18 protein-coding genes and 1 pseudogene are annotated in these 20268 nt (G+C 68.0%); 6 read left to right on the top strand and 13 right to left on the bottom strand.

Annotation, left to right across the window (positions count from 1 at the left end):
• Positions 1-26 precede the first annotated feature (26 nt).
• The 10 genes from RS901_RS25055 to RS901_RS25010 form a co-directional block, all read right to left on the bottom strand.
• A complete protein-coding gene (locus tag RS901_RS25055) occupies positions 27-1331 on the bottom strand; it encodes an MFS transporter (RefSeq protein ID WP_316156837.1) in 1305 nt (434 codons plus the stop codon).
• Between the two features lie 31 nt (positions 1332-1362).
• A complete protein-coding gene (locus RS901_RS25050) occupies positions 1363-2859 on the bottom strand; it encodes an amidase (protein ID WP_316156836.1) in 1497 nt (498 codons plus the stop codon).
• A gap of 249 nt (positions 2860-3108) precedes the next feature.
• Positions 3109-3285 carry a hypothetical protein gene (locus RS901_RS25045; protein WP_316156835.1) on the bottom strand — a complete coding sequence of 59 codons (177 nt, stop codon included), beginning with the start codon at positions 3283-3285 and terminating at the stop codon, positions 3109-3111.
• A 257-nt stretch (positions 3286-3542) separates the two neighbouring features.
• A complete protein-coding gene (locus RS901_RS25040; protein WP_316156834.1) occupies positions 3543-4250 on the bottom strand; it encodes a GntR family transcriptional regulator in 708 nt (235 codons plus the stop codon).
• A 75-nt stretch (positions 4251-4325) separates the two neighbouring features.
• Complete coding sequence (locus RS901_RS25035) at positions 4326-5324, bottom strand: 2Fe-2S iron-sulfur cluster-binding protein (RefSeq protein WP_316156833.1); 999 nt, start codon at positions 5322-5324, stop codon at positions 4326-4328.
• Positions 5325-5356: 32 nt separating this feature from the next.
• Entirely contained in the window at positions 5357-5836 is a 480-nt protein-coding gene (locus RS901_RS25030; protein WP_013953475.1) for a GlcG/HbpS family heme-binding protein, read from the bottom strand.
• A 29-nt stretch (positions 5837-5865) separates the two neighbouring features.
• Entirely contained in the window at positions 5866-7311 is a 1446-nt protein-coding gene (locus tag RS901_RS25025; protein WP_316156831.1) for an aldehyde dehydrogenase family protein, read from the bottom strand.
• 25 nt (positions 7312-7336) lie between these two features.
• The gene (locus RS901_RS25020; protein ID WP_010810360.1) at positions 7337-8068 is read right to left on the bottom strand and encodes a TenA family transcriptional regulator; all 732 of its coding nucleotides are present in this window, start codon (positions 8066-8068) and stop codon (positions 7337-7339) included.
• Between the two features lie 176 nt (positions 8069-8244).
• The gene (locus RS901_RS25015; RefSeq protein ID WP_316156830.1) at positions 8245-9177 is read right to left on the bottom strand and encodes an ornithine cyclodeaminase family protein; all 933 of its coding nucleotides are present in this window, start codon (positions 9175-9177) and stop codon (positions 8245-8247) included.
• A gap of 68 nt (positions 9178-9245) precedes the next feature.
• Entirely contained in the window at positions 9246-9941 is a 696-nt protein-coding gene (locus tag RS901_RS25010; protein ID WP_316157286.1) for a sulfite exporter TauE/SafE family protein, read from the bottom strand.
• A 445-nt stretch (positions 9942-10386) separates the two neighbouring features.
• On the opposite strand from RS901_RS25010, the gene RS901_RS25005 reads away from it, so the two are divergent.
• From RS901_RS25005 to RS901_RS24990, 4 genes are all read left to right on the top strand, one after another.
• The gene (locus tag RS901_RS25005) at positions 10387-11925 is read left to right on the top strand and encodes a hypothetical protein (protein WP_316156828.1); all 1539 of its coding nucleotides are present in this window, start codon (positions 10387-10389) and stop codon (positions 11923-11925) included.
• Between the two features lie 82 nt (positions 11926-12007).
• The gene (locus tag RS901_RS25000; RefSeq protein WP_035826499.1) at positions 12008-12349 is read left to right on the top strand and encodes a 2Fe-2S iron-sulfur cluster-binding protein; all 342 of its coding nucleotides are present in this window, start codon (positions 12008-12010) and stop codon (positions 12347-12349) included.
• Position 12350: 1 nt separating this feature from the next.
• The gene (locus tag RS901_RS24995; RefSeq protein ID WP_316156827.1) at positions 12351-12668 is read left to right on the top strand and encodes a ferredoxin; all 318 of its coding nucleotides are present in this window, start codon (positions 12351-12353) and stop codon (positions 12666-12668) included.
• Between the two features lie 33 nt (positions 12669-12701).
• Complete coding sequence (locus RS901_RS24990; protein WP_316156826.1) at positions 12702-13004, top strand: 2Fe-2S iron-sulfur cluster-binding protein; 303 nt, start codon at positions 12702-12704, stop codon at positions 13002-13004.
• Between the two features lie 141 nt (positions 13005-13145).
• Here the strand turns inward: RS901_RS24990 and RS901_RS24985 are convergent.
• The 3 genes and pseudogenes from RS901_RS24985 to RS901_RS24975 form a co-directional block, all read right to left on the bottom strand.
• Positions 13146-14865 (bottom strand): annotated as a pseudogene (locus RS901_RS24985) (cobaltochelatase CobT-related protein).
• Complete coding sequence (locus tag RS901_RS24980; RefSeq protein ID WP_316156825.1) at positions 14862-15878, bottom strand: AAA family ATPase; 1017 nt, start codon at positions 15876-15878, stop codon at positions 14862-14864. The pseudogene RS901_RS24985 and the gene RS901_RS24980 overlap by 4 nt, the downstream one beginning before the upstream one ends.
• Before the next feature lie 48 nt (positions 15879-15926).
• Positions 15927-16757 carry an IclR family transcriptional regulator gene (locus RS901_RS24975; protein WP_410054220.1) on the bottom strand — a complete coding sequence of 277 codons (831 nt, stop codon included), beginning with the start codon at positions 16755-16757 and terminating at the stop codon, positions 15927-15929.
• 334 nt (positions 16758-17091) lie between these two features.
• Here RS901_RS24975 and RS901_RS24970 point away from each other — a divergent pair, with 334 nt between their 5' ends.
• Together RS901_RS24970 and RS901_RS24965 are read left to right on the top strand one after the other, a co-directional pair.
• Positions 17092-18528 carry an amino acid permease gene (locus RS901_RS24970; protein ID WP_316156823.1) on the top strand — a complete coding sequence of 479 codons (1437 nt, stop codon included), beginning with the start codon at positions 17092-17094 and terminating at the stop codon, positions 18526-18528.
• 77 nt (positions 18529-18605) lie between these two features.
• Positions 18606-20168, top strand: a complete 1563-nt coding sequence (locus RS901_RS24965; protein ID WP_316156822.1) for a PLP-dependent aminotransferase family protein — start codon at positions 18606-18608, stop codon at positions 20166-20168.
• Positions 20169-20268: the final 100 nt, after the last annotated feature.

Raw genomic sequence — 20268 nt, 5'->3', positions numbered from 1 at the left:
GCGCGCCCTTGGCACCCGGACCGGCCTCAGGCGACCGTGCCTGCCGGCTGCGCCAGCGGCGGGCTCTCTTCCTTCTCCCCGCCGCCGCCCGCCTGCCCCAGGTCCATGCCGGTGGTCTCGGGCAGCAGCACCGCGGCGACCACCACCATCGCGTAGCCGACACCCACCACCATGGCGATCGCGATCGGCAGCGAGGTGTGCCCCGTGCTCAGCCACCCCACCGACAGCGGGAACAGCGAGCCGATCACCCGGCCGGCGTTATATGACACGCCGTACCCCGTCGCCCGGATATCGTTGGGATAAGACTCGGAGATGGTCGCGCCGATGCCGGCGAACACGCCCTGCATCAGGATGCCGAGCGGAAAACCGAGGAACAGCATCGACGTATTCGACACCGGGATCACCATATAGACCAGCGCCGCCACGAACGCCCCGGCCGCGAAGGCGATGTACGTCAGCCGACGGCCCCAGCGGTCAGTGGCGTACGCGCCCGCCACATAGCCGATCAGTGAGCCGATGATAGTGACCGCCAGGTAAGTACTGGTGCCGAACACCGACAGGCCGCGCTCGGTCTTGAGGAAGGTCGGCAACCACGTGGCGATGGCGTAGTACGCGCCCAGCATCCCGCCGGAAAGCAGGCTGCACAGCAAGGTCTTGGATAGCAGCGGCCCGCGGAACAGCCGGCCCAGGCCTGCCAGCGCCGTCCCCTGCCGGCCGGCCGCCCGGCTCTTCAGGAAAATTTCCGGCTCTTCCAGGTTGCGGCGCAGGTAGACCACCACCAGCGCCGGCAGGATGCCGAGGAAGAAGCAGACCCGCCACGCAGTCTCCGCCGGCAGTACGCTGAAGGCGATCGCGTACACGATGGCCGCCGCGCCCCAGCCGAAGGAGTAGCTGCTGGCGGTAAAACCCGAGTATTTGCCGCGATGGGCCGGGTTGCGGATCATCTCCGTCACCAGCACCATGCATAGCGACGACTCTCCGCCAAATCCCAGGCCCTGGATCATGCGGAACGCCATCAGCTGCTCCGGCGACTGCGCCAGCCCGCACAGGAAGCAGGCCCCCGCGAACACCACGATGGTCCAGCGCAACACCCGCACGCGCCCATAGCGATCGGCCAGGATGCCGGCCCCGATCGCACCCACCAGCGATGACACCAGCGTCCATGTGACGATGGCGCCCGCCGTCGACTTGCTCATGCCCCACTGCCCGAGCAGCGTGGAGATCAGGAACGAATAGATCATGAAGTCGAAGACATCGACCGCATGCCCAAGGAACGCGCCATAAAAGCCCTTGCGCTCCATGCGCGACAAATCACGGAACCAGTCGAACATGATCCCTCCCTGTGGTGTGTGTGGTGTGGTGTTAGTTGTTGTGGTCCGCCGTCAAGACAGACGGCCGCGGCGGCGGCCGGAAAGCGTAGCCCGCGTCTTCCAGCAGGCTGGCAAAGCGCAGCGCGGTGAGATCCCGGTAGCGGCCGGCGACGATCTGCACGCCGACCGGCAGGCCACTGGTGCCCGGCCCGATCGGCGCGACCGCCGAAGGCAGCCCGCACAGCCCGGAATGGCCGGCCCAGAACAATTGCGTGGTCATCGGCTGCGCGCGGCCGTTGACGGTGAGGCGGCGTTGCCAGGGCTCGCCCTCCTCGTCCAGCGCGAAGGCCGTGGTGGCTGCGGCCGGGCACAGCAGCACGTCATAGGTGGAGAAGAAGCGCCGCCACGCCGTGGCAAAGCGTTCGCGGGCCACCTGCAGGCGCAGCCAGTCGCGATGGCTCAGGGTCGCGCCGGTGTACTGGAGGGTGGCGTAGGCATGGTCGTCCGCCGCGGCGGTTGCGCTGCGGTCCAGCGCATCGGCATAGGCCACGTCGTCCATGTGCACCGCGGTGGTCGCGCGCAGCAGCGTCACGTAGACGTGCCACAGTTCCGCGGCATCGAAGTCCGGCCGCACGTGCCAGTCCACGCGCGCGCCCTGCCCGGCCAGCCAGTGGCCCAGTTTTTCGATCTGCGCGGCGACCTCGACGTCGGCTTCAGCCTGCGCATGAGTGGGCAACACGGCGACGCGGAAATCGGCCAGCCGTTGGTGCGGGCAATCTGGCAGGTCGAGGCGGTAAGGCAGCGCCTCGTCGCCGTGCGGGCCGGCGATGGCGCGCAGCACCGGCTCCAGGTCGCGCGCGCTGCGTGCCAGTGGTCCGGCAACATTGATGTCCTGTTCGCCGAAGCGGGCCGGCCCCACGCCGTGGCCTGCCAGTGGCACCAGGCCATGGCTGGGCTTGAGCGAGAAGATGCCGCAGTAGTGGGCCGGATTGCGCAGCGAGGAGCCAATATCGGATCCCACATCGAAATACGACAGGCCGGCACACACAGCTGCCGCGCTGCCGCCGGACGAGCCGCCCGGCGTGCGCGACGGATCGTGCGGATTGCGGGTGGTGCCGTAGATGGCGTTGTAGCTCTGCCAGTCACGCAGGCCGAGCGGGACGTTGGTCTTGCCGAGCAGGATGGCGCCGGCGTCGCGCAGGCGCTGCACCACCACGGCGTCGCGCTGGGCCGCGCGGCCGTGCATGGCCGGATTGCCGCAAGTGGTCGGCCAGCCGGCGACGTCGAACGATTCCTTGACCGAGAACGGCACGCCATCGAGCACGCCGCGCGCTTGCCCGGCCCGGCGGCGCCGGTCGCTTTCCAGCGCCGCGGTACGCGCGGCATCGAAGTCCGACAGCACCAGCGCATTGATGATGCCGTGCCAGTCGCCCCAGGCGGCCTCGCAGGCATCCACCAGTTCTACCGCGGAGACTTCGCCGGCAGCGAGCCGCTGTGCCACCTCCCATAACGGCGCATAACCGCCGGGAGTCCGTTCGGACAGGTTCACATCGACTCCTTGTCGTTATCCGCGCCGGCAGCGGCGCGGTGGGGGGCGTATAGGACAGGTTTCGGGAGGTATTGCGAATGCGTTGGTATACTATATTCCGTATTGCGCGGAGCGCAAGCGAAAATGCCACGCGCGAGCGCGCTGAACCACGCAGCGGTGAAAAGGTATAACGAGGGAGGAGTCGGCAGACAGAACGCCTGCCAGGAGGCAGCGGCGGCGCGATAGCGCCGCCGGGTCAGTCAGACTGGATCAGCAATGGCCACGGCGCGGGGCGCGGCCGCCCAGCGCCAGGAAGAAGCGGCCGATATCGCGCAGGCGCAGCGGCACCAGCGGCGTGGCATGGCGAACGGCATCGCGCGCGGCAAAGTGGTGCAACAGCTGCTGGCCCACGGGTTGCGAAAGATAGCGTTGCTCAGGCGACTGCATGGTAAATCCCTATTGATCTGGAATGCCTACAGTATACCTAAGTTGGTGCAATGCGTCATGACGGCGCATGCAATGCCCAATTGCCGGGCACGCAATGCTGGGCGGACAAGGGGCGGTGAAGTATCGACGCGCGCGGTGGCGCGGCTGGATATCCGGCACGGCACGACACCGCGCCAAAAGAAGACAGGCCTATTGCAAGAGCCGCGGCCTGGAGCGGCCGCTAATCAGTTTTGCCAGCAGACCGGGGCCCGACGCCCTCAGGCCGCCTCTGCCTTGCCCTGCCCGTCCGCCGGGAGGTCAGCTGCCTTGGCGGCACTATGGACATGGCGGGCGGCCAGCAAGGCGGCAAGGTCGGCATCCCCGGCAATGACCGCCTGCAGGATCTGGGCGTGCTCATCCCAGTTCTGGCGGGCGCGCACCACGTTGGCCGGCCCGAACAGCACCGCGGTGCGCTCGCGCAGCGAACGCATCATTTCCTGCAGCACGCTGTTGGCGGCAATGGTGCCCAGCACTTCATGGAAGCGGCTATTGAGGGTGAGCAGTTCATCCGCGCGGCCCTGCGCGGCGGCATCCATGCCCTGGCGCAGCACGGCTTCCAGCTCCGCAACCAGCGCCGGGTCGCGGCGCTGCGCGGCGAGCTTGGCGTTGAGCCCTTCCAGCGTCGCGCGCACCTCCACCATCTCGCGCGCGATCACCGGCGACAGGCTCGCCACCGAGGCGCCGCGGCGCGGCTCGATCAGCACCAGCCCTTCGCTGGCCAGTGCGCGCAGCGCCTCGCGCACCGGGATGCGCGACACTCCCAGCTCCGCCGACAGCTTGTTCTCCACCAGCCGCTCGCCGGGAGCGTACTTGCCGTTCAGGATGCCTTCGCGCAGCTTGTCAGTGACAAGGGCGAACAACGGCGAGTGGCTGGCACCGAGGCTCAGCGGCTCGGCGGGCGCGGCAGAAGACGGAGTGATGGACATGGGTCGGCAGAGGCGTAAGCGGAAAGGCTGGCGTCATTGTATACCACCCCTCCGCCTGTATACCGCCATGTCTTATCAATCATGCTGGAAGGTGAAGCTGTCCGCGTACATGTGATCCGAACTGGCCCCACGCTGCATAAAAGCGGCGCGCGCGTCGCGAATCATGTTTGGGGAGCCGCACAAATAGATCGCATGCTCGCTCAGGTCGCCCAGGTCAGCCAGCGCCGCATCGTGCACGTAGCCGCGCCGGCCTTGCCAGGCGTCGCCGGCACGGGACAGCACTGGCACGTACTGGAAGTCATACAGCCGTTCGCCCCAGGCGGGAATATCGCCGTGCAGGTACAGGTCTTCCGGCTGGCGCATGCCCCAGTAGAGCGACACCGGCGGGCAGTCGGGATCGTCCATCAGCGATTCGAGGATGGCCTTGATCGGCGCCAGCCCGGTGCCGGTGGCCACCATCAGCAGTGGCCGGTAATCCCTGGCGCGGTAGAAGAAGCTGCCGAGCGGCAGTTCGACGTCAACGGCGTCGCCCGCTTTCATTTGCGGCAGGATGCCGTCGGTGAAGGCGCCGCCCGGAATGCGCCGCACATGCAGGTCGACCCGTCCGTTGCGCGGCACCGAGGCCATCGAGAAACTGCGTGCGCGCCCGTCCTCGCTCAGCAGCTTCAGGTACTGGCCTGGGCGGTAGTCGAGCGCGCCCGTGTCCGGCACTTCCAGTTCGATGTGCAGGACGTCGGCCGACAACGGGCGCACGGCCTGCACCAGCGCCCGATACCGCGCCGGCTCGGCGCACGCTTCATCGTCGCGCGCCGTGCTGATGACCAGGTCGCCCAGCGGCTGCGCCTGGCAGGCCAGCGCAAAGCCGGCGGCGGCCTCGTCCGGGGCCAGGCCGAACGGTTCCTCTTCATAACGCACCTGCCCGTCGAGCAGGCGGATGCGGCAGGTGCCGCAGCCGCCCAGCTGGCAGTCGTGCGGCAAGGCGATGCTGGCGCGCCCGGCGGCCTGCAGCAGGGTCTCGCCGCGTTCAACGAAAAAGACCTGCTGCGTCTCGGCGATCTGGATGCGGTACGACATGGAACCTCCGCGAGAATCGTGCTGACTCGTGCTTACTTCTTGATATCGGCCTGCACCAGCACCTTCAGGTCCTGCGGCGCCAGCAGCTCGGCCAGTGCCTGCAGCGCGGCCAGCCCGGCCTGCGTGTCCTGCTCTCCGTTGCCGCCGGACAGGCCGATGCCGCCGATCACCTCGTCGTTGACCACGATCGGAAAGCCGCCCACGAACGCGGCGAACTTGCCCTCGAAGCTCCACTGGATGCCGAAGGCCTCGTTGCCCGGCAGCGCCGGCCCGTTGGGCGGCGTGGTGAACAGGTGCGTGGAGCGCTTGTGCCCCGCGGCCGTGAACGCCTTGTTCCATGCGATCTGCGGCCCGGTGATGCGGGCGCCGTCCATGCGCTCCAGCGCGAGCGGATAACCGCCCTCGTCGACCACGCAGATCGATTCCAGCACGCCGATTTCCTCGGAGCGCCGGATCGCGGCGGCAACCATATGGCGCGCTTCGCGCAGTTCCAGCTTGATGGCTTTTTTCATGTCTCTGTGACTCCTTGCAAGGTCCGGGCTCAGGCGCCTCGGTAGACCGTCTTGACCTGCGTATAGAACTCCAGCCCGGTGCGCCCCGACTCGCGGAATGTCGAGGTGCTTGAGCGCTTGACCCCGCCGAACGGCGCGTTGACCAGGTTGCCGGTGGTGGTGCGGTTGACCTTGACCGTGCCCGCCTCGATGTCCGTGGCGAAGTGGTGGATGTAGCGCGGGTTGCTGGTGACGATGGCCGCCGCCAGGCCGTATTCGGTGTCGTTGGCCTTGGCGATGGCGTCAGCGTAGTCGGTGAAGCCCAGGATGGCGATCACCGGCCCGAAGATTTCCTCGCGCGCGATCCGCATCTGCTGGGTCACGTCGGTGAACACGGTCGGCGCCACGTAGTAGCCCTTGTCGAAGTCGCCGCCGGCAAGGCGCGCGCCGCCGCACAGCAGCGTTGCCTCGGACTTGCCGATATCGATATAGCGCAGCACCGTTTCCAGCTGCTTGTGCGAAGCCAGCGGCCCGAGGTCCATCCCCGCCATCGTGCCGCTGCCGACCTTGAGGGTGGCGACCTTCGCCAGCAGGCGTTCGGTGTACGCAGCTTTGACCGACTCGGCCACCAGCACGCGGCTGGTTCCGGTGCACGCCTGCCCCGACAGCGAGAAGCCGCCCTTGATGGTCAGGTCGATGGCGCGATCGAGGTCGGCATCTTCCATCACGATCAGCGGGTTCTTGCCGCCCAGCTCCATCTGCGTGCGCGTGGTCAGCGGCACGGCGCGGTGGATCTGCTCGCCGGCGCGCGACGAGCCGGTGAACGAGATCGCCCGCACGGCCGGCGCCTCGGTGATGGCCGCGCCGATGTCGGCGGCGCTGCCGGTGATGAAGTTCAGCACGCCCTTGGGCAGGCCGCCCTTGACCAGCGCCTCGGCCAGCCGGTAGCCCGACAGCGGCGCCTCGGACGACGGCTTGAACACCACCGTGTTGCCGGTCACCAGCGCCGGGGCGATCTTGCGGGCGGGAATCGACACCGGGAAATTCCACGGTGCGATCACCGTCACCACACCCAGCGGCTCGCGCAGGCTGTAGACGAGCTGGTCGGGGTCGTCGTTCGGGTACACCTCGCCGGTGAAGGTCTGCCCTTCCACCACGTAGAAGCGCAGCGTCTGGGCCGAGCGCAGCACCTCGTCGCGGGCCAGCGCCAGCGCCTTGCCCTCCTCGCGGGTCAGCTCGGCGGCGATGCTGTCGGCGTTGGCCTCGAGATGGTCGGCGGCGCGGTTGAGGATGGCGGCGCGCTTGCCGACCGGGGTCTTCTTCCAGCCGGCGAACGCAGCCGCCGCGGCGGCGACGGCCGCCTGCGCGTCCACCGCGGCAGACGCCTGGAAGCGGCCCACGATATCGGCGGTATCGGCCGGGTTGACGTTATCGAAGGTGCGGCCCGACTGGCAGGCCGTCCATTCGCCGTCGATATGGTTGAGGAATACGGTCATTGTCGATCCGGTTGCGCTGCGGCGCTCAGGCCGCCATGTCGAGTTCAGGCAGCGGCAGTTCCTTCTCGACGTAGTCGTGATAGAGCGCCGTCGTGTACAGCAGCCGCATCTGCGCGCCGATCTCGCAGATCTTCAGGCAGCGCTGCTGCAGCTCCGGCGTGTTGGCGTGCTCCAGCACGATCTGGTAGCCGCGCTCGCCGTGGATCTCGTCCGAGACGATATGCAGGTCAAAGAATTCGACTTCCTCGTCGGTGAACTGGTACTTGTCGCGCAGCGTCGGGGTCTGCTTGCGGTAGATCGAAGGTACCTGCGACTCCAGCCCGACCACCAGGCCGGCTACCGCGACGATGGGGTCTTCACGCATGGCCACCGCATAGCACCAGCTCTGCAGGCCACGGGTGGTGGGCGACATATTGTCCGGGTCGATCACGCGCTCGCGGGTGGTGCCGCAGGCTTCGGCAAAGCGGATCAGCAGGTCGGTATGGCGGTCGCCGCCGATCTCTTCCTCATACATATTGGCGAGCAGGAAATCCTTGGCTTCGGTATAGCGGTCCGGAGTGCGGGCGTAGATGTAGCCCAGGTAATCCGCGAACGGGCCGACGTAGTGATAGTGGTTCTCGGCCCAGCGTGCGAGATGGGCGCGGGTCAGCTTGCCGCTGGCCCAGGCAACGCTGAACGGCGCCTTGTTGGCGCTCTTGCCTTTGATGGCTTCTTCGAGGGCGGCACGGAATGCTTCGCGGTTCATCAGTTCGGCCATGGCGGAGGCTCCTGGTTGGCGATGTGGGGCGATTGAGTGGGTTGGATGCCGGGGTCGCTTCGTAAATCGATCAGCCCTTGCATGGTTGTATACTATATACAGTCAGTCAGCGACGACAAGGGCTCCGTTGACTAATCACGTAAGTGTTTACCCGGCGGTGGAGCGGGCGATGGGGATCAGGCGGCGAGACGCTCCGCCACGCCAGCGATGCGGGACCAGGCGAAGCCCGCCAGCGCCACGTCCTCCAGTCCCACGCCGACTGACTTGTAGATCACGATGTCGTCGTCCCGCTGGCGCGGCGACACCTTGCCAAGGACCACGTCGCCCAGTTCGATGATCTTCCCGTGCGGAAGTGCCTGCGGATCGGCCAGCACGATGTCGCCCGCCTCGCGCACGGACTGCGGGCGCCACTCGACCACCACGGCGGCGGCGCGGCGCAGCGCGGTGTCGTCCAGTTCACGCGTATGCGGCAGGCTGGAGCCGATGGCGGCAACGAAGGCGCCCGGCCGGATCGACGCGCCCGCGAACAGCGGCGTGGTCGCGCGCGACGCCGTGACGACGATATCGGCCTCGGCCACGGCAGCATCTGGCGCTGCCAGCGCTACCGGAATGCCGCACAGCGCCGACAGCCGCGCCGGCATGCCTTCATCGGCATGCGGATCGGACACCAGGATGCGCTCCAGCCCGAGCGTCGCGCTGAGCTGGCGCGCGTGCTGCACGCCCTGCGTGCCGGCGCCGAACAGCGCCAGCGTGCGCGCGCCGGGCCGCGCCAGCCGCTGCGCCGCAAGCGTGGTGCAGGCAGCTGTGCGCAGGCGCGTGATGGCGCCGGCGTCGAACGAAGCGAGCGGACGGCCGTCGTCAGCCGAGAAGATCAGGATGACAAAGGAGAACTGGCCGTTGATGGTGGTGTAGACCTTGGCGCCCGCCACACCCTGCTGCGGGATCACCGCACCCAGCGTGGACAGCTTGACGCCGCCCGCCTCGGTGCGGATGCGCTCCTGCATCGCGGCGTCGCCGCGCCCGAAGCTGGAAAACGCTGCTTCCATGACTTGCCGGGCATCCTCCGGGCTGACGTGGGCATCGACCATCTCATCTGTGATGTGCTGCATGGGAACTCCGCTGATTGGATTGGCAGGGAAGGACAGGAAAAGGCGCGGGCAACCGGGCGCAGAAATCGTCAGGCAAACGCCGTGCGTCCGAGCACGCCAAGCGCCCCGGCTGCGCACAGTCCCAGCAGCAGGCGGCGCACGACGCCGGGCGAGACGTGCCCGCGCAGGCGGTTCGAGAGCTCGAAGCCGGCCAGCAGGAACGGCGCAAGCGCCGCAGCAAGCACCAGCTGCGGCAGGCCGAAGCGCCCCGCCAGCGCGAGCATGGCCAGCGACAGCACCGCGCCGCCGGACAGGATGCAACCCATGGTCGCGCGCATCGGCGCCGGCGCCATGTGCTGCATGACCAGCGCGAACGGCGGCGCGCCGGCCGAGGTGATCGTGCCCATGAAGCCCGACAGGGTGCCGGCAATGGCCACGTTGCGCGAAGTCGGCAGCAGGCGCCAGCCCAGCAGGCTCAGCGCCACGGCGGCGAGTATCGACACCGAGAACAGCACCCCCAGCGGGCCCGGCGCCAGCCACGCCATCGTCAGCACCGCCGCCGCGCCGCCCAGCGCGCGCCCGATCAGGGCGAAGCCGGCGATGCGCCACGCGATCGCCTCGCGCTCGCGCAGCGCGCCCATCAACGAGAGACAGCAGCCCATCGCCAGCAGCGGTCCCGGCACAAGGTCCGGAAAGAAGATCGCCCCCAGCGGCGCCGACAGCATCGCAAAACCGATCCCGCCCACACCTTGCAGGCAAGCGCCAACGAGGATGAGCACGCCCATCCACAGATAGGCGGAGACGGACAGGCTGGCGGGGAGCAGGGAAAACAAGTTGGCGCAGAAGGCAGAGGTCATGGCGACGTAGTCGGGACAGCGGCGCGAAAGGCGCACGGGACGCGCGTCGAGCGTCGCGGCCGCAGACAGGCACGCGTCCTGCTCATCTTGCCCGCACTTCGCGCGTCAATCGCTGATTTAATGTATACAGTCTACACATTGAAGTGAAGCCGGGCAAATCATCCGTCTCCGCCGCACCATGACGAGGCGACTTGAGCACCTTGAAAATCCCAATAAATGTGCGACTTTCCGGAACCTGCACCGTTCTGGCATAAGCGTAAGTCCCGATGAGAAATCTGTTGTCGCGCAGTGTTGTTGGAATATAGTATACCGAAACTGATTCCGAAGCCGACCGGAACCGGGCCCCACAACCCTCCGCCCCCAGGGAGTCTTCATGTCACAACAAGTCGTGATCGGTGCCGCGCACTGGATCTATCTGTCAGGGGTAGCAGTCATCGTGCTGACGATGATCCTGCGTGCCAATGTTGTCGTACCGTCGATCGTCGGCACCGCGCTGGTCGTCTTTGCGCTGACCGGCAGTCCGGTCTCCGCGCTGGGCGGGGTGTTTTCCGCGAGCCTGGTTGCCGCCAAGGAACTGTTCAATATCTTCCTGGTGATCGCGTTCATGACGGCGCTGCTCAATGCGCTCAAGACGCTGCGCTCCGACATCCGCATGGTCGAGCCCTTCCGCGTAGTGATGAAGAACGGGCATTCGGCTTTCTTTATCCTGGCCGGCATCACTTACGTCATCTCGCTGTTCTTCTGGCCCACGCCCGCGGTGCCGCTGGTCTCGGCGATCCTGCTGCCGGCGGCCATTGCGGCGGGGCTGCCGCCGCTGGCAGGCGCGATGGCCATCGCCATCGCCGGCCAGGGCATGGCGCTGTCATCGGACTACGTGATCGGCGTCGCGCCCGGCATCAGCGCCAAGGCGGCCGGCGCGGCAGTGAGCGCCGCGGTGGTGGCCGATCGCGCGCTGGCGCTGTCGATCATCACCGGCACTATTGCGCTGTGCCTGGCCTATCTGTCGATGCGCAAGCACATCGTCCCCGCCTGCGGCACCCTGCTCGACCGCTGGCAGGCGCGCGCCGGCGGCAGCGCCGAGGCGCTGGAAGGCGGCGGCACCTTCGACAAGGCCGAGATCGCCAGGGGCACCGCCCACGCCGAGCCGCTGGCTAGCGACAGCAATATCGAGGCAAGCCTGGCGATGGTGGCCCGGCGCCGGGTGAAGTGGTCGAAATGCTTCGCGATCGTGACGCCGGTTGCTTTCCTCGCCGTGGTCGCCGTCATGGTGCTGCCCAAGCTGGGTACCGGCGTGCAGGACCTCAAGGGCGGCGATGCGGCCGCGCTGGTCGGCGGCGTCGCGGCGGTGCTGATGATGCTGGCGACGCTGGCCGCCGAAGGCCCTCGCCGCATGCTCGACGTGTGCCCGGAGCACATCACCGACGGCTTTGTCTTCGCCTTCAAGGCGATGGGCTCGGTGCTGCCGATTGCCGGCTTCTTCTTCGTCGGCGCCGGCGAAACCGCAGCGCAGATCCTGGGCCTGCCGCCGGGCAAGGCGCCGAGCCTGCTGTTCGAACTGATCCAGGCTTACCAGCACATGATCCCGGACAACCACGTGCTGGTCGCCTTCGGGGTGCTGCTCGTGGGCATGATCACCGGCATCGACGGCTCCGGTTTCGCCGGCCTGCCGCTGACGGGCACGCTGGCCGGCGCACTCGGCCCGGTGGTCGGTTTCGACCCCGCCACGCTGGCCGCGGTGGGCCAGATGGGCGCGGTCTGGACCGGCGGCGGCACGCTGGTGGCGTGGTCGTCGCTGATCGCGGTGGCCGGCTTCGCCCGCGTGCCGGTGCTGGAAGCAGTGCGCGCGCTGCTGATCCCGGTGCTGATCGGGCTGGCCTGCTCCACCGTGGCCGCGATGGTGTTGTGGTCGTAGGCGGCCGCAAGCGACAGCCAGGTCCCACCGATTTTTTCGATTATTCATGACGCCGGGCGGCCAGCCCGGCAGGAACCGCGCCATGCCGACAGTCACTTTCCACAAGCAGGGCCAGACCTTCGTCGACGAGGTCAAGCCCCAGACCAACCTGGTCGTCCGCGCCGGGATCCGCCAGTTCCCCTACCCCAACCTGCGCTACGAGTGCGGCATGGGCAAGTGCTCCAAATGCGCCTGCCGCGTGATCGCCGGCGCCGAACACCTGCCGCCGCCCAACTGGAAAGAGAAGAAGCAACTCGGCGAGCGGCTCGAACAGGGCTACCGGCTGGCCTGCCAGCTCTGGATCGAGCATGACATCGAGCTGGCCCAGGACGACCTGCCCGCCCAGGCACCTGCCATCGTGGCCACGGCCGGCGCGGATGCCTGACATGTTCGTCCTTCTCACCAGCCGCCCCGGCCAGTTCCGCACCGAGCCCACAGCGGGCATGACCGCGGTCGAAGCCTATGACTACGTCTTCTACGGCAAGCCCACCGCGCGCTTCGTCATCGCCGAACTGGCCGCCGATACCAAGGTGCGGGTACTGGAAGAAACGCCCCCCGGCATCGTCAACCTGGTGTCGACCAAGTTCCTCGACAAGTACGCCACGCTGGAAGCCGCCCGCGCCGCGCTGCGCGAACTGGCCAGCTTCGGCAGCATGGACATCGCCCTGGTGCCGACTCCAGTCGCCGTGGGCGGGCGCTCCTGACTACTAACGCCGGCCCTTCAGCCAATCTTCACCATGATCCAGATCACCTTCCTCACCAACCACGGCAAGACGGTCAGCGCACCGGTCAACAGCAATTTGCTGCGCGTGTCGCTGCGCGAGCAGGGCGGCATCCCTTTCAAGTGCGGCGGCGGCCTGTGCGGCACCTGCAAATGCCGCATCGAAAAGGGCCACGAGCATACGGACGCGGTCAAGCCAAAGGAAAAGAAACTGCTGACCGAGGAGGAGCTGGCGACGGGGTTCCGGCTGGCCTGCCAGACCTTCATTGATGGCGATATCGCGGTGTCATGGCAGCCAAGGGAAGCGGTGCGCGGTTGAGCACAGGCGGGCTGCGGCCGCTGCGGAGCGGCTGAAGGAAAGACGGCGTCGGGCAGGCGAGTGCGCGTTCGGTCTGTACGATTTCCTGGCCGTGTACGCGCAACGCGAACGCCGCCGGCATGTCGAACGCCAGTCTGGCCGCTACCGCCGCCTCGCCCCCACCAGCCCCGCCACCTCGTCCAGCATCGCCATATCCACCGGCTGCGACAGGTCCAGCGCCAGCGTGTGCCGGTAGTAAGGACTCAGGTCCAGCCCGACGCCCAGCCCCAGTATCTCCACATCTCGCAGCGCCTCATGCCGCGCTACCACGGCCTTCAGGTGGTTATCGAGGTAGCAGGCGTCGTTGGCCTGCCCGGTCGCGGTGTCCATCGGGCTGCCGTCGGACACCACCAGCAGGATGCGGCGCGCCTTGCCGGAGGCATGCAGGCGTGCGCAGGCCCACTCGACCGCCTCGCCGTCCACGCCCTCGCGGAACAGGTCGGCCTTGAGCAAGGCGGTGAGGTCGGTACGCGAGCGGCGCCAGCTGCGCGCGGCGTCCTTGAAGACCATGTGGCAGGTCTCGTTGAGGCGGCCGGGGTGCTGCGGGCGGCCGCGCGCGAGCCAGTCGGCGCGGGCGCGGCCGCCGTTCCAGGCGTTGGTGGTGAAGCCCAGCACCTCGGTGGCCACGCCAGCCTGGTCGAGCGCGCGCGTGAGCAGGTCGATCAGCAGCGTCAGCGGCTCGGCCTGCGCCTTCATCGAGCCGGAGCAGTCGATCAGGAAGCCGACCACGCAGTCGGCATGGGCCCTGTGCGCTTCCTGGCGGAAGAGCCGGCGCTCGGCGGGCGAGCAGACCAGTTGCGCCAGGCGGCGGCCGTCGATGCGGCCGCTTTCCTCGCCGAAGGACCAGCCATCCACGCGCGGCTGGGACAGCGCGGCGCGCAGCCGGCGCGCCAGCCGGGCGATGTTCACGCCCGCGCGCGCGATGCGTGCGTCGAGCCGCGTGCGGTACTCGTCCAGCAAGGCGCGGCGCACCAGCGTTGCGGCGCGCACTTCGCGGTCGTAGCGGGTGGTGTAGGCGCGGTAGCCGTCGGTGGCGTCGGCCAGCACGCGGCTGTGGCCGCTGTCGGCCAGTGCAAAGTCTTCCGCAGGCGGTTCGTCGAAATCCAGCCACAACGCAAACCCGGCGCGCGCGGCCGAGGCTGAGTTGTCGTCGTCTTCGCCGGCAAGCGGGGCTTCGGTACGGATCATCTGCGCCACCGCGCGCGCCAGCGCCAGTGCGTGCGCGGCGTAGGCGGCCTGGTCGTGGCGTTGCGCGCGCAGGCCGGCCAGCGCGGTGCCCAGCACCGGCACGATGGCGGCGCGCGTGGCTTCGATCAGGTCTTCGGTCTCTTCCAGCACCGGCTCCCCGTCAGGCGCGACCAGGACACCTGCGCCACGGTATAGAGCAGGATGCCGAGGTGCCCTCGGTCAGCCCGGAACGATGGAAGGCCCGCGACCACGCCATGAAGCGGTGGCGCAGGTTGGCCGCCATGCCGGCCATGCCGCGCGGCAGGCGGGTCTCGCAACGCAGCTGCTCCAGCAGTTCGAAGACCAGGCGCTCGACCGGATCGGCCGGGCACAGCTGCCGATGCAGCGCGGCGTCGGAATGCGCCTGGCGCAGGGCGGCACCATCGGCCGCGCCGCGCAGGCAGGTGGCCGTGTCGGTTTCCAAATCCGTGCGCAAGTGCGGCGCATGCTGCGGCAGCGGGCGCATCGCGCGCCAGAGCTGGCCGTCGCGGAAATGCAGCGCCGCATCGCCGGTGATCGCGCGCACCGCGGCGCCGGACAGCTCATCCTGCCGCTGGCGCCGGCGCAACTGCTGCGCGACCGTGGCCGCGCTCATCGCGCGGGCTCCGACTCGGCGCTGACGCCGGCGGCTTCACCCGGCAGGTGGCCGAAGCAACGCTGGTAGTACTCCGCCACCACCGGCCGCTCGGCCTCGTCGCACTTGTTCAGGAAGGTCAGGCGGAAGGCGAGCGCGGGGTCGCGGAAGATCTGGCAGTTCTCGGCCCAGCTGATCACCGTGCGCGGCGACATCAGCGCCGACACATCGCCGGCGGCAAACCCGCGGCGCGTGAGCCCGGCCAGCGCCACCATCGCATCGACCAGCTGGCGCCCGGCGGCGTCGCCCAGCTCCGGCACGCGTGCCAGCACGATGCCGGCTTCTTCCTCATGCGGCAGGTAGTCCAGCGTGGCCACCACGTTCCAGCGGTCGATCTGCGCGTGGTTGAGCAGCTGGGTGCCGTGGTAGAGGCCGTTGACGTTGCCCAGGCCCACGGTATTGGATGTCGCAAACAACCGGAAAGACGGATGCGGGCGGATCACGCGGTTCTGGTCGAGCAGCGTGAACTTGCCGTCGCGCTCCAGGATGCGCTGGATCACGAACATCACATCGGGCCGGCCTGCGTCGTATTCGTCGAAGATCAGCGCCACCGGGCGCTGCAGCGCCCACGGCACGATACCCTCCTGGAATTCGGTGACCTGGCGCCCGTCGCGCACCACGATGGCATCCTTGCCGACCAGGTCCAGCCGGCTGATATGCCCGTCCAGGTTGACACGCACGCAGGGCCAGTTCAGCCGCGCGGCGACTTGCTCGATATGGGTCGACTTGCCGCTGCCGTGCAGGCCCTGCACCATCACGCGCCGGTCGCGCATGAAGCCGGACAGGATTGCCAGCGTCACCTCGGGCTGGAAGCGGTAGGCCGGATCGATCTCCGGCACGTGGTCGTCGCGCTGGCTGAAGGCCGGCACCATCAGGCCGGAATCAATGCCGAACGTGCTGCGCACCGGAATCATCCGGTCGGGCTTGCCAAACTGGTCTTGCGTCACCTCATGCTCCTTGTTGCTTGCTGCCATGCCATCGGCACTGCGGCAAGCGGAGCAATCCGCGTGACGCCGTGCGCGCTATTCGTCCTCTTCCGCGCCGCCCTGCCAGCTGCCGGCGCTGTCGGCCTCGATCGCCGCCAGCGCGCCCGCCGCACGCTGCAGCGCGGGCAGCAGTTGCAGCACCTTGTCGCGCGTCACGCGCATCACCGGGGCCTGCAGCGCCAGCCCCAGGTTGGACTTGCCACCGTCCACTGCCGGCACCAGCACGCCGATGCAGACCAGCCCCGGCAGGAACTCTTCATCATCCATCGCGTAGCCGTCGCGCTTCACGCGCTCCAGTTCGGCTTCCAGCTGCGCGTGGTCGGTCAGCGTGTTCTGCGTGTAGCGTTCCAGCTCCACGTTGGCCAGCAGCCGCTGGCGCTGCGCCGGCGCCAGCTGCGCCAGGAACAGCTTGCCCGTGGCCGAGCAGTGCGCCGGCACGCGCGAGCCCGGGTGCAGGTAGAAACGCAGCGGCGCCGCCGTCTCCACGCGATCCAGGTACAGCACCTCGCCGCCGGAAAACGCGGTCAGGTTGCAGCTCTCGCCCACCTCGTCCACCAGCCGGCGCAGCACCATGTGGCGCGCACCGTGCGAGGTGCTGTTGAGCAACAGGTTCTCCGCCAGCCGGCGCAGCCGCAGGCCGGTGCCGTACTGCCGCCCGTCGCCGTTGCGCTGGATCAGGCCCGCGGCCTCGAGCTGCTGCAGCATGCGGTGCAGCGTGGGCTTGGGCAGGCCGGTTTCTTCCACCAGCGCCTGCAGGTTGAAGGACTGGTCCTTCTCCGCGATGACTTCGAGCAGGCCGAACAAACGCAGTGCCGGCGTGTCCCCATCCGGCTTGGCGTCACTTTTGGCGAGGCGCATATCGTTCATGCCTGGCTCCATCATAGGTAAGTTTCATTTTCAGAGTCAAATCATATCAATTATCGAAACTTCTGGTTGACCTTCCCCTGCGAACGGCCTACATTCCAGTGAAAGAACAATTTTTCGGAACTTCTGGTTCCAGTTTTTTAAGCGATCACCGGAGACAAGTCGACATGTACGGATAGGCCATCCCTGCCCGGGATTGCAAATACTGAACGACCACGGCCCCAGGCTGGCAATTACTGCCCTGCCACCTATACCAAGAGAAGCCGTGGCGCCTGCCTTAAACGCTGTACTGGCTGCAACGCAGTACCGACAGCAAGCGCAGCACAGGAGACACAACATGATCCAACAACCAGAGTCCGGCAACGGGCTATCCCACGGCCTGAAGCAACGCCACATGACCATGATCGCGCTCGGTGGCGTGATCGGCGCAGGCCTCTTTGTCGGCAGCGGCGTCGTCATCAAGTCCGCCGGCCCGGCCGCGGTCCTTTCCTTCCTGATCACCGGCCTGCTGGTGGTGCTGGTGATGCGCATGCTGGGCGAGATGGCCTGCGCCATGCCCGGCAGCGGCGGTTTCTATGAGTATGCACGCGAAGCCTGGCGCGACCGCCCGGCGGTGGGCAACCTGGCCGGCTTCCTGACCGGCTGGATGTACTGGTATTTCTGGGTCATCGTGGTGGCGCTGGAAGCCGTGGCCGGTGCCGACCTGGTGCGCTACTGGCTGCCCGACGTGCCCAACTGGATCATCAGCCTGGTGCTGCTGGTGCTGCTGACGCTGACCAACCTGGTGTCGGTCAAGTCCTTCGGCGAGTTCGAGTTCTGGTTCGCGTCGATCAAGGTGGCCGCGATCATCGTGTTCCTGTTCATCGCCGGCGTCTATGTGCTGGGCCTGGCCCCGGGCGCCCATGGCATGGAGGTGGCCAACCTGACCGCCAACGGCGGCTTCATGCCGCACGGCATTGTGCCGGTGCTGACCGGCGCGGTAGCCGCCACCGGCTTCTACTTCGGCGCGGAGATCGTCACCATCGCCGCTGCCGAGACCGCCGAGCCGCAGAAGGCAGTGGCCAAGGCCACCAGCTCGGTGATCACGCGCGTGCTGGTGTTCTATGTAGGCTCGATCCTGCTGGTGGTCTGCCTGGTGCCCTGGAACTCCACCAGCATCGCCACGCCGTACGTAAGCGCGCTGAACGTGATGGGCGTGCCGGCGGCCGCGCAGATCATGAACGCGATCGTGCTGACCGCGGTGCTGTCGGCGCTCAACTCGGGCCTGTATGCCTCGTCGCGCATGCTGTTCGCGCTGACCCGCCGCGGTGACGCCCCCAAGTCGCTGGCCCGCGTGAGCCGCAACGGCGTGCCGGTGCGCGCCATCCTGGTGGCGACCCTGTTCGGCTACGGTGCGGTGGTGATGTCCTATGTCTCGCCGGATACGGTCTTCGCCTTCCTGGTGAACTCGTACGGCACGGTGGCGATCTTCGTCTACATCCTGATCGCGATCTCGCAGCTGCGCCTGCGTTCCCGCCTGGAGCGCGAAGCGCCCGGCCAGCTGCGCGTGCGCATGTGGTGCTACCCGTACCTCACCTACCTGGCGATCGTCGGCATGATCGGCATCGTGGTGGCGATGGCCTTCATCCCCGACCAGCGCACGCCGCTTGCGCTGGGTGTGGTGAGCCTGGGCATCCTGCTGGTGGCCTACGCCGCGCGGCAACTGTTTCGGGGTAGCGTGGATCCGGTAGTGCCGCTGGCGGAGATGCCGCGCCCGGATCTGCACGAGTATTGATGACTGACCATGACTGACGTAGCGCGCCGGTGCGGTATGCTGGCGCGCTTCGCCGTCAAGGCAACGCCCCCTGCCCTATGAGCCTGAAGTCTCCCACCACCCTCTGGTCCCAGCTGTTCCAGCAGCATGCCCACTCGGGCCTGAGCCTGCAGGGCAAGATCCGCCAGATGCTGGTCTCGGCCATCCTTGACGAGCAGTTGCCGCAGGGCGAGCCGCTGCCCAGCAGCCGCGAGCTGTCGGCGCAGCTGCGCGTGGCGCGCAACACGGTGGTGCTGGCCTACCAGCAGCTGGTCGATGAAGGCTACCTGGTGGCGCGCGAGCGCAGCGGCTACTTCGTCAACCCGGAGATCCTGGGCACGCGCGTGAGCGGCGTGGCCTCGCTGCGCGGCGAGGCGGTGCCCGCCCGCTCCGGCGAGCCGGACTGGGAGCGGCGCTTTGTGTTCCGCCCCACGCAGCAGCGCAATATCGTCAAGCGCGCCAACTGGCGCGACTACCCCTACCCCTTCATCTACGGCCAGTACGACCCGGTGCTGTTCCCCACCGCGGACTGGCGCGAATGCTGCCTGAAGGCGCTCAGCGTGCTCGACATCCACGACTGGGCCCAGGACATGATCCTGCGCGACGACGAATCCCTGGTGCAGCAGATCCGCACCCGCGTGCTGCCGCGCCGCGGCGTGTGGGCCGGCGCCGACGAGATCGTGGTGACCGTGGGCGCGCAGCAGGCGCTGTACCTGCTGGCCGACCTGCTGGTCAGCCCCGACACGCCGGTGGGCATCGAGGACCCCGGCTATCCGGACGCACGCAATATCTTCGGCTCGCACACCTCCCACCTGGTGCCGCTGCCGGTCGACGGCGACGGCCTGACCCTGTCTGACGCGCAGCGCGCCTGCGACTACGTCTACGTGACCCCGGGCCACCAGTGCCCCACCACCGTCACCATGCCGCTGGCGCGCCGCCAGGCCCTGCTGCGCCAGGCCGAGGAAGCTGACTTCGTGCTGATCGAGGACGACTACGAAAGCGAAAGCCGCTTCGAAGGCGACCCCACCCCCACGCTCAAGAGCCTGGACCGCAGCAACCGCGTGATCTATGTCGGCAGCCTGTCCAAGAGCCTGGCGCCGGGGCTGCGCATCGGCTATATCGTCGGGCCTGCGGCGCTGATTGCCGAGCTGCGCGGCGCGCGGCGGCTGATGCTGCGGCACCCGTCGGCGTATATCCAGCGCGCGTTCTCGCTGTTCCTGTCGCTGGGCCACTATGACGCGCACCTGCGCCGGCTGGCGGCCGCGCACCGCGAGCGCGCCGAAGCGGTGCTGGCGGCGCTGGCCACGCATATGCCTGACTTCCGCGCGGTGCCGATCGCCGGCGGCGCCTCATGCTGGATTGAGGGGCCACCATGGCTCGATGCCGATGCGCTGGCGCGGCTGGCCGAACTGCAGGGCGTGCTGATCGAGCCCGGCAGCGTCTTCTTCATGGCCGAGCCCGCACCGCGCAACGGCTTCCGGCTGGGCTACTCGTCGATCTCGCTGGACCGCATCGAGCCCGGCATCCGCGTGCTGGCGGGCGTGGCGCGTGAGCTGCAGGCCACCGCCAGCGGCCCCACAACCATCGGCGCCGTCACTTCCCGGGTCCGTCCCGCGGCCTGAGCCGGCCCGCGGCGGTGTCTCCCGCCGCTGGCCCAAGCGATTGTCCCGAACTGGCGCTACAGCGCCGCGCACGGCTTCCCTATCCTCGAGTCATGGCCAG

This window comes from Cupriavidus sp. BIC8F (genome assembly GCF_032465815.1).
Taxonomy (GTDB): Bacteria; Pseudomonadota; Gammaproteobacteria; order Burkholderiales; family Burkholderiaceae; genus Cupriavidus; species Cupriavidus necator.
Note: the sequence above shows the minus strand (reverse complement) of the source record. Positions and strands in the feature narration are given on the sequence as shown.

Bases quoted from the DNA above. Each gene is read 5' to 3' on its own strand.
- RS901_RS24995 (WP_316156827.1), top strand. From the start codon at position 12,351: ATGTTCGTCCTTCTCACCAGCCGCCCCGGCCAGTTCCGCACCGAGCCC.
- RS901_RS25000 (WP_035826499.1), top strand. From the start codon at position 12,008: ATGCCGACAGTCACTTTCCACAAGCAGGGCCAGACCTTCGTCGACGAG.
- RS901_RS25035 (WP_316156833.1), bottom strand. From the start codon at position 5,324: ATGTCGTACCGCATCCAGATCGCCGAGACGCAGCAGGTCTTTTTCGTT.
- RS901_RS25040 (WP_316156834.1), bottom strand. From the start codon at position 4,250: ATGTCCATCACTCCGTCTTCTGCCGCGCCCGCCGAGCCGCTGAGCCTC.
- RS901_RS25010 (WP_316157286.1), bottom strand. From the start codon at position 9,941: ATGGGCGTGCTCATCCTCGTTGGCGCTTGCCTGCAAGGTGTGGGCGGG.
- RS901_RS25045 (WP_316156835.1), bottom strand. From the start codon at position 3,285: ATGCAGTCGCCTGAGCAACGCTATCTTTCGCAACCCGTGGGCCAGCAG.
- RS901_RS25015 (WP_316156830.1), bottom strand. From the start codon at position 9,177: ATGCAGCACATCACAGATGAGATGGTCGATGCCCACGTCAGCCCGGAG.
- RS901_RS25005 (WP_316156828.1), top strand. From the start codon at position 10,387: ATGTCACAACAAGTCGTGATCGGTGCCGCGCACTGGATCTATCTGTCA.
- RS901_RS25055 (WP_316156837.1), bottom strand. From the start codon at position 1,331: ATGTTCGACTGGTTCCGTGATTTGTCGCGCATGGAGCGCAAGGGCTTT.
- RS901_RS25020 (WP_010810360.1), bottom strand. From the start codon at position 8,068: ATGGCCGAACTGATGAACCGCGAAGCATTCCGTGCCGCCCTCGAAGAA.
- RS901_RS24975 (WP_410054220.1), bottom strand. From the start codon at position 16,757: ATGAACGATATGCGCCTCGCCAAAAGTGACGCCAAGCCGGATGGGGAC.
- RS901_RS24965 (WP_316156822.1), top strand. From the start codon at position 18,606: ATGAGCCTGAAGTCTCCCACCACCCTCTGGTCCCAGCTGTTCCAGCAG.
- RS901_RS24990 (WP_316156826.1), top strand. From the start codon at position 12,702: ATGATCCAGATCACCTTCCTCACCAACCACGGCAAGACGGTCAGCGCA.
- RS901_RS25025 (WP_316156831.1), bottom strand. From the start codon at position 7,311: ATGACCGTATTCCTCAACCATATCGACGGCGAATGGACGGCCTGCCAG.
- RS901_RS24970 (WP_316156823.1), top strand. From the start codon at position 17,092: ATGATCCAACAACCAGAGTCCGGCAACGGGCTATCCCACGGCCTGAAG.
- RS901_RS25030 (WP_013953475.1), bottom strand. From the start codon at position 5,836: ATGAAAAAAGCCATCAAGCTGGAACTGCGCGAAGCGCGCCATATGGTT.
- RS901_RS24980 (WP_316156825.1), bottom strand. From the start codon at position 15,878: ATGGCAGCAAGCAACAAGGAGCATGAGGTGACGCAAGACCAGTTTGGC.